Source organism: Aminobacter sp. 01T433 (assembly GCF_056398585.1).
This window is the reverse complement of sequence record NZ_JBFTPR010000013.1, coordinates 1-12,392: the sequence shown is the minus strand read 5'-3', so window position 1 is coordinate 12,392 and position 12,392 is coordinate 1. Positions and strand designations below refer to the sequence as shown.

At 59.0% G+C, this 12,392-nt stretch carries 13 protein-coding genes; 5 read left to right on the top strand and 8 right to left on the bottom strand.

The genetic code is table 11. From position 1 onward, the window contains the following. Nucleotides 1–6: 6 nt before the first annotated feature. From AC1DLV_RS20965 to AC1DLV_RS20950, 4 genes are all read right to left on the bottom strand, one after another. Complete coding sequence (locus AC1DLV_RS20965) at nucleotides 7–1,506, bottom strand: NAD-dependent succinate-semialdehyde dehydrogenase (RefSeq protein ID WP_476801985.1); 1,500 nt, start codon at nucleotides 1,504–1,506, stop codon at nucleotides 7–9. Further along, nucleotides 1,506–2,675 (bottom strand): mandelate racemase/muconate lactonizing enzyme family protein, encoded by a 1,170-nt coding sequence (locus AC1DLV_RS20960; protein WP_476801986.1) that lies wholly within the window; start codon nucleotides 2,673–2,675, stop codon nucleotides 1,506–1,508. The genes AC1DLV_RS20965 and AC1DLV_RS20960 overlap by 1 nt, the downstream gene beginning before the upstream one ends. A 102-nt stretch (nucleotides 2,676–2,777) precedes the next feature. Next, entirely contained in the window at nucleotides 2,778–3,857 is a 1,080-nt protein-coding gene (locus AC1DLV_RS20955) for an alanine racemase (RefSeq protein WP_476836230.1), read from the bottom strand. Continuing rightward, nucleotides 3,854–4,210, bottom strand: a complete 357-nt coding sequence (locus AC1DLV_RS20950; protein WP_476801988.1) for a RidA family protein — start codon at nucleotides 4,208–4,210, stop codon at nucleotides 3,854–3,856. The genes AC1DLV_RS20955 and AC1DLV_RS20950 overlap by 4 nt, the downstream gene beginning before the upstream one ends. Before the next feature lie 117 nt (nucleotides 4,211–4,327). Between AC1DLV_RS20950 and AC1DLV_RS20945 the strand changes: the two genes are divergently transcribed. Further along, nucleotides 4,328–5,206, top strand: coding sequence for a cyclase family protein (locus AC1DLV_RS20945; RefSeq protein WP_476801989.1), 879 nt, complete (start codon nucleotides 4,328–4,330; stop codon nucleotides 5,204–5,206). Continuing rightward, nucleotides 5,203–6,093: an aldose 1-epimerase family protein gene (locus tag AC1DLV_RS20940; RefSeq protein WP_476801990.1), complete on the top strand. Its 891-nt coding sequence runs from the start codon at nucleotides 5,203–5,205 to the stop codon at nucleotides 6,091–6,093. The genes AC1DLV_RS20945 and AC1DLV_RS20940 overlap by 4 nt, the downstream gene beginning before the upstream one ends. Before the next feature lie 61 nt (nucleotides 6,094–6,154). Here the strand turns inward: AC1DLV_RS20940 and AC1DLV_RS20935 are convergent, their stop codons facing one another. Together AC1DLV_RS20935 and AC1DLV_RS20930 are read right to left on the bottom strand one after the other, a co-directional pair. Then, entirely contained in the window at nucleotides 6,155–6,943 is a 789-nt protein-coding gene (locus tag AC1DLV_RS20935) for an HpcH/HpaI aldolase family protein (RefSeq protein ID WP_476801991.1), read from the bottom strand. An 11-nt stretch (nucleotides 6,944–6,954) separates the two neighbouring features. Further along, entirely contained in the window at nucleotides 6,955–7,707 is a 753-nt protein-coding gene (locus AC1DLV_RS20930; RefSeq protein ID WP_476801992.1) for a GntR family transcriptional regulator, read from the bottom strand. Between the two features lie 197 nt (nucleotides 7,708–7,904). On the opposite strand from AC1DLV_RS20930, the gene AC1DLV_RS20925 reads away from it, so the two are divergent. The 3 genes from AC1DLV_RS20925 (at nucleotide 7,905) to AC1DLV_RS20915 (ending at nucleotide 10,840) form a co-directional block, all read left to right on the top strand. After that, nucleotides 7,905–8,852 carry a D-2-hydroxyacid dehydrogenase gene (locus AC1DLV_RS20925; protein WP_476836229.1) on the top strand — a complete coding sequence of 316 codons (948 nt, stop codon included), beginning with the start codon at nucleotides 7,905–7,907 and terminating at the stop codon, nucleotides 8,850–8,852. A gap of 140 nt (nucleotides 8,853–8,992) precedes the next feature. Then, a complete protein-coding gene (locus AC1DLV_RS20920; protein WP_476836228.1) occupies nucleotides 8,993–10,378 on the top strand; it encodes an aminotransferase class V-fold PLP-dependent enzyme in 1,386 nt (461 codons plus the stop codon). Between the two features lie 57 nt (nucleotides 10,379–10,435). Next, nucleotides 10,436–10,840 carry a nuclear transport factor 2 family protein gene (locus AC1DLV_RS20915; RefSeq protein ID WP_476836227.1) on the top strand — a complete coding sequence of 135 codons (405 nt, stop codon included), beginning with the start codon at nucleotides 10,436–10,438 and terminating at the stop codon, nucleotides 10,838–10,840. Between the two features lie 99 nt (nucleotides 10,841–10,939). Here AC1DLV_RS20915 and AC1DLV_RS20910 read toward each other — a convergent pair whose 3' ends face one another. Beyond that, nucleotides 10,940–11,215, bottom strand: a complete 276-nt coding sequence (locus AC1DLV_RS20910) for a hypothetical protein (RefSeq protein ID WP_476801995.1) — start codon at nucleotides 11,213–11,215, stop codon at nucleotides 10,940–10,942. A gap of 895 nt (nucleotides 11,216–12,110) precedes the next feature. Further along, nucleotides 12,111–12,392 (bottom strand): response regulator transcription factor (locus tag AC1DLV_RS20905; protein WP_476836226.1); only part of this gene is annotated, 282 nt, incomplete at its 5' end.

The window sequence follows — 12,392 nt, the reverse complement described above, 5'->3', positions numbered from 1 at the left end:
TCCGCATCACGCGGCACCGCCGTTCGGGGCGGGATCGAAGGCAATCTCACACCATTTGGGCTCCAGGAATTCGTATATGCCGAACGCCCCTCCCTCACGGCCGAAGCCAGACTCCTTGGTTCCGCCAAACGGGGTTTCGCGTCGACCGAGGACGAGCGTGTTGACGCCGATCATGCCGAGCTCAAGGTCCCGCATGAGGCGCTGTGCTTGTGAAAAGTCTGACGTGAATACGTAGCCGGACAGTCCCACCGGAGAATCGTTGGCTCGCTCGACGACTTCCGCCTCTGTCTTGAACGACACAATCGGCGCGATTGGCCCGAAGACTTCCTCGGACATGACGCGGTCGTCGTCCTTGACGTCGGTCACCACCGTCGGCTGGAAGAAGAAGCCCTTGTTGAACTTGCTCGGCCGACGGCCACCCGTAAGAAGCTTTCCCCCGGAACTCAGGGTTTCCTCAAGAAGTTGCTCGATCCAGTCCCGGCGCCGACAAGTGGCCAATGGACCAACTTCGCTTTGCAGGTCCAGGCCCGGACCAACGCACAGAGCTTTGGCGGTCTCGACAAATGTTTCCGTGAAGGCGCCGAGCGCGTCCTGCTGTACATAGAACCGGGTGGGTGAAACGCACACCTGTCCGCCATTGGCATATTTTCGCTGCGCTGCAAGCGTGCCTAGACTCGCAGCACGGGCTTTGTCGAAGACGACGACCGGAGCGTGCCCTCCCAGCTCCAGCGACACGCGCTTCAACGTCGGGGCCGAAGCGGCGTAGAGATGTTTGCCTACGGCGACCGACCCGGTAAACGTCAGCTTACGAACCTTCTTCGACTGCAACAGTGTCGTTGCAACCGGCTCGGGTACGCCGAGCAAAAGATTCAACACACCCTTCGGCAGCCCAGCAGCTTGAATGCATTTGAAGAACTCGGCGACTGCGCCTGGCGCTTCTTCCGCGGGTCGCGCCACGACAGTACAGCCTGCGGCAAGCGCCGTCGCCATCTTTCTGGCGAGCATGGAAACCGGGAAGTTCCACGGCGTGAAAGCCGCAACCACGCCAACAGGCTCATAGTGGACAGTGCTGATGCCGCCCGGACCGCGCGGCGGGACAATCTGCCCATAGGCGCGTGTGGCCTCTTCGGCAAACCATTCAAACTGACCAGCAGAGGATTCTACCTCACCGAGAGACTGGGCAAAGGGCTTGCCCATTTCGAGCGTGATCAACGTGGCGATTTTCGTCTTGCGGTTGCGCAGTTCAGCGGCAATCGCGCGCAAAAAAGCCGAGCGCTCCGAGGCTGGTGTGTGCCGCCAGGTCTTGAAGGCTCGAGACGCCGCTTCAATCGCCGCATTCGCGTCTTGTATGCCAGCTTGCGGAGCGACTCCCAGAACCTCTTCGGTTGCGGGATTGACGACTTCGTAGACAGTTCCTTCCGCCGGCGACACCCACTCGCCATCAATATAGAGCATCTGGCGTGAGTAGCAGTCGGCAATAGTTGTGAGATCTACTGGCTTGCTCATCATGACGCACGAATGGTGTTGGCGCAACGCGCGAGATATTCCGCATTGACCGTGATCCCGACGCCCGGCGCGGTCGGCACATTCAGATACCCGTTGACGATCTTCTGCTCGTATGGCTCGGAGATCAGGTCCTGCCGACCGTCGGAGAAGTACGGAAATATCTCCTGGAACTGCAGGTTGGGGATAACGCTGGCGACCTGCAGGCAAGCCGCTGTCGATATCGGCCCACCGCAATTATGCGGCTGGACTGTGACCTGATGCGCTTGGGCAATGGCGGCGATACGGACAGCTTCAGTGATGCCGCCACACAATCCGATGTCGGGCTGTATCACCGCCAGCGCGCCACTCGCCAAATAGGGGCGAAAGCCGGCCGCCGTGTAAATTCTCTCGCCCGCCGCGACGGGGATTGTAATGCCCTTGGCAAAATTGGCCAGCACGCCGGCGTCCGAACTGTCGATGGGTTCCTCGACCAACAGCGGGCCGAATTCTTTCATATCTTCGCACGCCTTCTGGGCGTCCAGAGGCCGCAGGCCGCCGTGAAATTCGAGGATGATCTCGACGGCGTCTCCAACCGCCTCGCGGACGCAACGCACCCGATCAAAACCCAAACGGTGCAGATCGGCATCCATACGGCCGCCCAGTGGCGCGCGCGAGCCGTCGGGCATGTATTTGAAGGGATCGAACTTGAGAGCGGTAAATCCCGCATTCGCTTCCTGACGCGCGCGCTCACCCAAGGCTTCGGGAGAGCCGATGCTGCGCGACCAGCCATTGCAATAGAGGCGGATGCGATCCCGCATCGCACCGCCCAGTAGCTCATGCACGGGGGCGCCCAGCAACTTGCCCTTGATGTCCCAAAGCGCCTGATCGATTGCGCTCAGCGCGCCTAGAAGTATCGGGCCGCCGCCCTGCATCCAGAATGAGTTATGGTAGACACGATCCGCAAATCGGGCAGGTTGGCGGGCATCGTGGCCAATGAGGTAATTGCGGGCCATCTCGCAAACGACTTGAACCGCCCCGGTGGCGCCCACGCCATAGGCTAACCCGACTTCTCCAAACCCGACAACGCCATCCTCCGTATGAATCTCGACGATGACGAGCCGGTACGCGGCCCTCTCCTCGTTGGGATGCAGATTCACGTGATGGACGAGAACGTCTCTGACTTTAGTCATCTGCAATCCATTCATAAACGATCATTGGCCAAATTATCTATAATTTTTGACTCGTCAATATCGATTCTGGATTGCCTGTCATTTCCACTCGATTTCCCCGCTTCAGGCCACCCGCCCCCTGGCGGCAACGAGTACAAATCCCTCCACATCTCCGCCGCGATGAAAGATCAGCGAATCGACCATGTTGGAGACGACGCAGGCGTGGTTTGGAATGACCGTGATCACCTCGCCTATACGCGGCCTGTCCTTGCCGACGGCAGTCAGGTCAAGATACCCATGCTCCTCATTGAGCGCGCGAAGCCTGGCTTCCGGATACTCCGGAATGTAGCCAAAGCCTTCGAGGCCCATGAGATCGGTGGTGATGATCTTTGATCCGGCGTCGATGATGGCGAGGTTCTCTTCCGGACGGCTTACAACCGTCGCAGCGACGCGCAGGGCACAGCGGTCCCAACCAAACAGGCCTTTGGCAACCAAGGATCGGTCATTGTAGACATAGGTTCCCGGTCGGTACTCGGTGGCGACTTTAAAGTCGCCGGCGTCGGGCAATTGTGGCGTACCGCCGACCGAAATTGTCGTTACCGGGAACCCTGCCTCGACGCAAAGGTCGCGCGCCCGTTCAAGCCAGGCGTTGACGTCGGCATTGTATCCCCTGGGAGGATAGGTCATCAAACCCAGGAAGTGAAGTCCCGGGCTTTCAGCGATCAACGACGCCAGCGCCGGCACGTCATCCGGGCGACGCACTCCGCAGCGATGCTGGCCCGTATCGCATTCGACAAGCACGCCAAGTGGTGCCAAGGCTCGGTTGAACCACCGGGCCAAACCGCCGATCGTCTCCGCGGAATCAGCGCTTACGGTCAGCTTCACTCGTTCGGCAAGAGCCTGGAGGCGAGCCAATTTCACATCGCCGAGGATGTTGAAAGGAATCAAGATATCAGAGCAGCCGGCATCGGCAAAAATCTCGGCTTCCGAGATTTTCTGGCACGTCAGGCCGATAGCCCCGGCAGCCAGTTGTCGCATGGCTATCTGAGGAATCTTATGTGTCTTGACGTGCGGACGATTAGCCAAGCCTTTTCGAGAAAGCAGGGTTTGAGCGGCTTCGATGTTGTGGTCGACGATGTCCAGATCGACCAGGACGCAGGGAGTGTCTGACGCCTGCAGGGTTGCGCGAGCAAGGCTCGTCATTGGCCGACCAGGCCAACTGCGGAGATTTCGACCCTTATGCCGGGATTTGCAAGTCGCGCTTCCACACAAGCCCGAGCAGGTGGATTTTGCGGGTCTATCCAGCTGTCATAGACACTATTCATTGCCGCGAAGTCCGTTATGTGCGCGAGGAAGACCTGCACTGACAACAGGCTCGATTTATCGGTCCCCGCCTTCTCCATGATCTCGTCCAGCTTGGACAGGACCTGAGTGGTCTGATCCTTGATGTCGCCGCTTTTGTCGGTCGGAACCTGTCCCGAGATGAACAACATGCCTTTGGCCGTGACGCCTTGGCTCATACGTGGGCCGGGATTCAATCTCGTGACAGAGCGCATTTCCAACTCCTTGTTTTACCTATGATCAAATCATATTATATGTAATATGGGAAATGATGATTTTTCGGAAAGGCTTATCGTGATCGGAAACACCTTGTCTGGACGGGCTGGACTCTGATGGCTGCAGGCGCGCTGCGGTTTGTCGACGATGCCGCTGCGCTCCGCGCGTCGCGGCTCGTCCGGCGCGGGCAGGTCGTCCCCCTCAACCTGCCGCTTGACGGCCCTACCCTTGGACGCCCGGCGCTGGAGCATCACGCTCGCATGCACAATCAGGTGCGGCCAATCACCAATGGCCGCTTCAACGTCGTGAACGACGATGTCGTCACGTTGGCTTTGCAGTCGCACAGCCACTGGGACGCCCTCGCACACTGGGGTGTCATAGAGCCGGGGACGGATGGGGTCTTTTTTGGCGGCGAAGGCCTTCGCGATACATTTCCCAAATTCGGCTCCAAGACCCTCGGCATCGACACGCTTTCGGGCGGCATTTTCACCCGCGCGGTGCTGCTTGACATGGTCGGAAGCATACAAGGCCCGGAGACACCCTTTCTGGCCGACGGCAGCAACTTCGGCTTGGAGGAGGTCCAGGCCGCGCTTGCTCGCCAGCAGATCACACTCTCGCAGGGTGATGCGGTCATCTTCTATACCGGCTTCCAGCGCCGGCTTGCGGCCAAACCCGAAGCCTGGGTATTCGGCGGTCCTGAGTACGACCCGATAGCGCCTGGCCTGCTCGCCGACAGTCTGCCGCTTTGGGAGGCATCCAGGACCTTTGCGCTGGTCTCCGACAATCCCGCCGTCGAGCCGATGCCCATGGGCGAAGGTCCGTTGCACGCAGGCGCCATGAAAGGTCTTGGCATCTATCTCGGCGAGCTTTGGGCGCTGGACGAACTGGTTGAGATCTGCCGCGCGCAAAACGTCTGGGAATTTGCCCTTGCGAGCAGCCCGCTCAACATCAAAGGCGCCTTTGGCTCCCCAGCCAATGCGATTGCCATCCTTTGAAAAATATCGGGAACCAGCAGAGCCTTATCCGCCTGCGGAGCGAGCACCTGCGTGTCGCAGTTCGTCCGCTCGGCGCAGAATTGCGCTCGCTTCAAACAGCGGATGGCGCTGAATGGCTATGGCAAGGCGATGAGGCCTGGTGGGCCGGCCGCTCACCGCTGCTGTTTCCGGTGGTCGGGCGAAGCCGAGACGGCACGATGTTGATTGGCGGAAAATCCTATCCAATGGCGCCACATGGATTTGCGCGAACGGTTGATTTCGAGGTTCGCAGCGCCACCGCCGAACGGGTCGAATTCTCTTTGCATGCCCGTGAGGAGACATACACAAGCTATCCGTTCGACTTCTCCTTGACCGTTACCTACCGCCTTGAAGGTCCCTCATTGTTGGTGGAGGCCGAGTTGCACAATCTCGGCGCATCCCCGATGCCTGCGCAATTCGGGTTCCACCCAGGGTTCAATTGGCCGCTTCCGGGCGCGGAAGGGGCCGAGCATTCGATAGAACTGGGGCTGGACGCTGCCCCGCCATGCTACCGCCTCGACTTCGAAAAGCTTCTGATCCGCGAGCCGGAACCTTCTCCCTTTTCAGAGGGGCGACTCGTGCCCACGCCCATCATGTTCGAGAATGACGCTATGATCTTCCTCGATGGGATCGGTGACGAAATTACCTTCGCCTCCAAGGGGGCGCGCATAGACGTGATGACGAAAAACCTTCCCCACCTTGGTCTATGGCAAAAACCGGGCGCGCCCTATCTCTGCATCGAGCCCTGGCATGGAACCGCGCCATTTAGCGATGCCGCCCATCATCTGGAGGCGCGCAATGGCGCAATAATCCTGCCTCCGAATAAAGTGGAGATCTTTTCGATGAAGCTGACGCCCGTGCGGTCGTGATAAACAGACAGTAGTCGGGAATCGAACCAGTCTCTTGACGAAGTGCCCGAAAAACCTGGCGCTAATACGATTCCCTCGACGCCATCGGCGCCAGGGTGTTGTGGTTGTTGGCAAGCTTGGCCTGCAGGGCGCCGCGGTACAGGCCGATGTCCGATCCGTCGACGACGAGATGATACCCTTGCTTTATCAGTTGCTCGGCGTTGGCGTCCGGCCGCGGAACGGTTCCGGCCAATTTTCCCGCCGCCAGGATTTTTACCCGCGCCTCCTCGATCTTGCCGACGACCGGGGGAGCGGACAATTGCCCTAGGTAGCCCATCGAAGAAGCGAGATCGCTCGGTCCGATGAAGTACATGTCGATTCCGGTTACGCCGAGTATCTCATCGATGTTTTCGACCGCCTCGCGGCTCTCGATCTGCACCGCGAGAAGCACCGAACTGTTGGCCGCCTCGATATAACCGGCATTGGTTCCGTAACCAGAAGCACGTACGACTGTCGCGGCTACGCCCCTGGAGCCTATGGGCGCGTATCGGCACGCTTCGACGACAGCGCGAGCCTCAGTCGCGGTATTCACCATCGGGACGATCAAACCGTCGACGGCCGTATCCAGCGTACGGCTTATCTCGTTGCGGCTATGACTGTTCACCCGCACGATGACTTTTGCGCCGGCGCCTTGAGCCGTGCGCACCAATCGAAGCGTCTCCCCGATCGACGCCGGTCCATGCTCGTTATCGATGACCAGCGTGTCGAAGCCGCAGAGCGCGGCCAACTCCACCATCAACTCAGACGCCGACTGGTGCCACAAGGCCAGGGCTGCCGGGCCGTTTTTCAAGCGGTCGATTAAATTGGGCATAGTTCGTTCCGTCATGGGCGCTTGTTGGCGAGATCTGGCGTCCAGCCACGCGGTACGCGAGATCGTTTGCTTTGCCCTGTTTGTTCGGTGCTAACCCGTGCGTTCATCATCCGCCGATATTGATCCAGCAGATCGTCGCTGGCACGGCTGGCGTGCAACCAGGCAATTTCACCAGCCTTTGCCGCATCCCGTTGTTCAAAGGCCTCAAGCAGGGCGCGATGTTCCGCAAGGATCGAGCCGATCCGCTCCGGTCCATAGCCAACGCTTTCGCGGACGGCGCGGATGAGCAGTGAGGTTCGCGACATGATCAACTCTGCTTCCTGATTGTCCGCCGCCCGTATCATGATGTCGTGAAAGGCGTTGTTGAGTGCGTGATACTCGCTCTTACGCCCATCCCGAACGGCCTGCTCAAATCGCTCCTGCGCCTGTTTGAGTTCGTCGAGGAGTTTGTAGGAGCCGATCTGTGCGAACTTTCGAGCAACCATCAATTCAATCGCCTGCCGCAATTCCAGCATCTGCCGCGTCACACGTTCATCGAGATAGCGGACAATCGCGCCCCTATTGGGGATCATCTCGACGAGGCCCTCGCCCCGCAACTGCTGCAGCGCTTCGCGGATTGGGTTCGCGCCAACGTCATAGCGCTCGACCAGGTCATTGATTTTCAGCCTCTCGCCAGGAGCGAACACGCCGGTCAGGATGTCCATGCGCACAACATCCCGGACCCTTTGGTAATTGACCCCTGAGGGCGTCGGCGTCTCTTTCACGATTCTCTCCTCGCAACTCGGCCTACTCTACACGGTTCGTCCACCCAAAATCTATATGAAAATCGATATTATATATTGAAATCGCAGATTATCTGTCGCAATAATAACCCATTGACCCTTTTTCAGCGCGCTTGGATTGGCCAGTCTGTCCGGTCGGCTGCGAGTGGGCGGTCGAAAATCAATAGAGAGCTGAAAGCATGGCCACCAGGGTTGTCGTATACGTCAGTCAAAATGTACGCGATTCTTGGGCAGACGAACTTGGCTCTCTCTCCAGTGTCGTCGAGATCAGGCGCTATAGTTCCGAAGATGATCTCGACGGCCGCCTTGCCGATGCCGAAGTGGTCGCCGGCCCTTTGAGCCGCGAGGCCTTTGTCCGGGCAAAAGACATTGCGTGGCTGCACAGTTGGCTTGCCGGACCTAACGAACAGCTGTTCCCGGAACTCGTGGAGAGTTCAATTCCCTTCACCTGTTCCAAGGGAAATGGCGCGATCCCGTTGGCCGAACATGCGATGATGCTCATGATGATGCTCAATCGCAACGCCATGCGTTGGGTAAAGGCACAGTCGGATCGGCGCTGGGATTCCTTTGTCCACGGCGAGCTCTGCGGCAAGACCGTCGGCATCATAGGCATGGGCAATTCTGGCGCAGACCTAGCGCTGAAATGCAAGTCGTTTCACATGGATGTCCTGGGGCTACGTCGGACCCCGGTCGCCACTCCTGGCTTTGACAAGGTTTATGGCAGGGATGGGCTCAACGCGCTTCTGGCGGAAAGCGATTTTGTGGTGATGACCGCCCCGATCACCCCCGAAACTCGCGACATGCTCGGCGAGACCGAGTTCCGTCTGATGAAGTCAACAGCCTATTATATATGCTTTTCGCGCGGCGGAGTTGCCAACGACGCCGCTCTCGAACGGGCCATCCGCGAGGAATGGATCGCCGGCGCCGGGCTTGACGCCCACGGAACAGAGCCGCTGCCGGCGGATAGCCCGTTCTGGGCTCTGCCCAACACGATCATCACTCCGCACAATGGCGCCACGACGCTGGCCACGCATCGCCGAGGCTTCGAGATCTTTCGTGACAACCTGCGGCGCTATCTCGATGGCCAGCCGCTGAGGAATCTCGTCGATAAGCTCGCCGGTTACTGAATTGGCCTGTCATTGCGCTTTTGTCGGCCCGGCTCTCCCGATTTTGTCGAACAACGATGATGTCTGATCCCTATCACTCCATCGGCGTCCGGCCGTTCATAAACTGCTGTTCGACCCGCTCGGTGCACGGAGGGAGCATCATGCTTCCCGAAGTGGTCGCCGCCATGCAAGCGGCGGCCAAGCATTTCGTGAACATCAATGAGCTGATGACCGGCGCGAGCGCTCGTATTGCCGAACTGACGGGCGCGCCTTCGGGAATTGTCACCTGCGGAAGCGCGGCGGCCATCGCGCTGGCGACAACGGCGGCGATCGCCGGCAACGATCCGATCAAGATGCTAGCCTTGCCTTTTACCGACGATATGGTCCGTCGCGTAGTGATGCCAAAGTCGCATCGCTTTCCCTATGACCAGGCAATTCGCATGGTGGGCGCGGAGATCGTGGAGGTGGAAACCCTCGCCGATCTGGAAGCGCTCGATTTCTCGACCATCGCCATGTTGGCGATTGTCGGATCGAAGGATTCTGGTACGACGCTAGGCTTTGAAGATCTCGTTCGGGCAGCGCGACCGCATGGCGTGCCAGTTCTGGTCGATGCCGCGTCGGAGCATATTCAACGCCCCAATCCCTGGTTGGAACGCGGCGCCGATATGGTCGTCTACAGCGGCGGCAAATTCCTGCGCGGTCCCCAGACCAGCGGGCTGCTCCTTGGTCGTCGCGACTTGATCAACAGCGCTTGGGCGAATTCATCGCCGCATCGCGCTTTTGGCCGCCCGATGAAAGTCGGCAAGGAAGACGTCATCGGAGTTCTGGCAGCACTTGAGCTCTGGTTTGGCCGCGACCGGGGTGCCGCCCATCGCGCCTGGCAGAACGATCTCGACACCATCGCCGATCAAGTCTCTCGGATCGAGGGGTGTTCGGCCGACATGTTGCCCCCTGATGATGGCGACGAGCAGCCTCAGCTCAAGCTAACCTGGTCGCGCGACTTGGTCGCCATTGATGGCATGGAATTGCGCCGACAGTTGCTCGAAGGCACGCCCAGGATCATGCTGGACGACATGTCGGCCGGCGAGGGTTCGATCGTGATCGAACCTTTCAGCCTTCAGCCTGGAGAAGCGGAAGTCGTCGGCCGGGCCATTGCGGCAGCACTGGCCGGAGCCAGATCTCTGCCGTTCCCCTCTTCGACGGCGCCTGCTCTCGACGTGTCGGGAGATTGGATCGTTGATGTCGATTTTCTGCGCTGGGCCCGAAAGCACAGCCTGACCCTTTGCCAGAACGGGAGAACCCTGAGCGGAACTCACTGCGCCGACGCGCTCTGCGGCAACGTTTCGGGGACAGTCGAGGGCGACAAGGTGTTCTTCCAGCTTGAGGGAATCTTCGAAGCAGCAATCGTTACCTTCAGATTTTCCGGCGAGATCTCCGGCAGGACGCTGCAAGGGACAGTCGACCTTGGCAGTACAACGCCGGGCACCCGCGGCGTGGTCAGCTATACTCAGTACGGACAAGCGACCTGGCGTGCGACGAGGCCGTAAAATCTTTCAAGATTGCGCCATTCGTTGTCTCGAGTGGGCGATTCAAGTGGAGCAACTATGGACAATGCGACCGAAATGGCGTGCCAAAGGCTCGTTATCGGCTCTTATAGCCTCATGGACCAAAGGCGGTATGACGAAGCCTCAGCACTTTTCACGGATGACGCCATCTGGGTGCGGGGCGGAAGGCCGGTTGTCGGCCGGGTATCCATTCTGAATTCGCTCAGGCAACGACCCCAGTCCGATATCTCCCGACACATCATCACCAACATATTCGTGGAGGGGGTCTCGAACCACGACGCTAAGGCGACAGCCTATCTCATTCCGTTTCGGGGCCGCAAAGGCGAGGATGGCTCCGCCGCCACACCCCCTACCATCAGTATTGGTGATGTCTTTTATCAGTTTCAACGGCACGAAGGTAGCTGGCTAATCAAATACCTTAGGCCGGACTTTGTTTTTAGATGAAATCTTGCCAAATAACACTTGGAACGCGACGACCGCAATCTCGGCAGGCAGCGTGAACACAACGTGGAAGTATCCGTCCGGCAGCAGATCGGCTTTGCGCTACGCGCGGCCGCGGTAGCCATGGCAAATTCCTCTCCTTGAAGTGAACTTCATGGTCGGGTTCCATGAGATGGTATGCGGTCTACCGTACCACCGTTCCTGCTGACAAGCCGCGTCGTGCAGTAGGTATTCACCGCGTTTGAGCGCGGCGGAGCCGAGGTGGACATGGGCCTTAAGCTCGATGCTAAGTTCCGCGCGGATCGCCCACCGTTGGGCCGTCACAAGGGCTTGGCTCGGACCGTCGATGCGACCCAGTTCATCGTCATCCTCGTTCACGCCGATCCTCCCTGCATTGCGTGAGCGGAAACTTCGCAAGTCGTCTCTGTCACGGATGCGTTACCGTTAGCGCAACGCCGCCGTTGCAGGCGCTTCCGGCAACGGTCCGAATAGGTCTTTGCGTCGGTCCTGGACGATTGGAAGGCGACGCTGCATTCCTCGCAGGCGGTAATGTGCGAGGCGATTGGATCGCCATTATGGAAGACAGAGCCGGCCTTGTGATCGCGCGTGAACCGAAACCAGCAAACGTTCTCCGTTCCGCTGTCACCGAACCAGCGCGTTCGACCCGCCGTGACGATGCCGATCCCGTTATCTCAGTCCGACCTCGTCATGGCGAATGCCTCGAGCAAACAGGTCAACGCGGCGATGCGAAGCTTCACCTTCGCCGGCTGGGTAACGTCCACGTATCGATCCATCACTGTGACAAACCCGCAGGCGCTTCGGAAATTCTCAGACTGCGACGGCCCGGATGCGTAGCAGCAGCTGATGGCTTTTCGTACAAGCTCGACTTGTCACTGGTAGTAGGAAACATCTTCTTTAGACAGCGATGAAGCTGATCTCTACTGCCCGAGTGACTGGTTTCGGGCGAGGGTATGAATCGCTTAAACGTCCGATTTTGAGGCGCAAAGCGGTCATTCCCTTCGAGCGATTGTTTGCCAGCAACTCGCGTGGTGCTGAGGCCGAACAAATTCTCGCTTAGGCGGATCTGGTCGAGACCTCTCCCGCAATGATCCTTTCGGGACCAAACGTAGCCCCAGTCAGATTGAAGCCACAGCTACGGTAGAGTGCCGCTGCCGGTTCGTTTTCAGCATGCACGGACAACATAAGCTTCGAATGGTCGGGCGGTTCTCAGCTACTCATTGGGCGGCCTTCCGGACAGTTGCGGTGCAAAGCTTCATGGCGACCTCCTGCCCTTGCGTCTGTCGCTATCCCCAATCTCGTCAGTTCCAGCCTGTATTTCTCCGAGCGCCATTGCTTTTGTCACTGCTCGCGAGACGTTGTTTGCTCCGAGCTTTTCACGGATATGTCGGAGATGGGCTTGAACTGTAAATTTTGACACATTCAGTATGATCGCTGTTTCTCCAGCGGTCTTGCCCTGGGCATTCCACTGGAGAACCTCGGCTTCTCGTTGCCCTAGGGTCGGGCCGCGTTCGGGTTCAAGTCGTCCTTCAAGCCG

Excerpts from the sequence above, each read along its gene's own strand:
- AC1DLV_RS20965 (WP_476801985.1), bottom strand. The coding sequence starts at position 1,506 with ATGAGCAAGCCAGTAGATCTCACAACTATTGCCGACTGCTACTCACGC.
- AC1DLV_RS20960 (WP_476801986.1), bottom strand. The coding sequence starts at position 2,675 with ATGACTAAAGTCAGAGACGTTCTCGTCCATCACGTGAATCTGCATCCC.
- AC1DLV_RS20955 (WP_476836230.1), bottom strand. The coding sequence starts at position 3,857 with ATGACGAGCCTTGCTCGCGCAACCCTGCAGGCGTCAGACACTCCCTGC.
- AC1DLV_RS20950 (WP_476801988.1), bottom strand. The coding sequence starts at position 4,210 with ATGCGCTCTGTCACGAGATTGAATCCCGGCCCACGTATGAGCCAAGGC.
- AC1DLV_RS20945 (WP_476801989.1), top strand. The coding sequence starts at position 4,328 with ATGGCTGCAGGCGCGCTGCGGTTTGTCGACGATGCCGCTGCGCTCCGC.
- AC1DLV_RS20935 (WP_476801991.1), bottom strand. The coding sequence starts at position 6,943 with ATGCCCAATTTAATCGACCGCTTGAAAAACGGCCCGGCAGCCCTGGCC.
- AC1DLV_RS20925 (WP_476836229.1), top strand. The coding sequence starts at position 7,905 with ATGGCCACCAGGGTTGTCGTATACGTCAGTCAAAATGTACGCGATTCT.
- AC1DLV_RS20920 (WP_476836228.1), top strand. The coding sequence starts at position 8,993 with ATGCTTCCCGAAGTGGTCGCCGCCATGCAAGCGGCGGCCAAGCATTTC.
- AC1DLV_RS20915 (WP_476836227.1), top strand. The coding sequence starts at position 10,436 with ATGGACAATGCGACCGAAATGGCGTGCCAAAGGCTCGTTATCGGCTCT.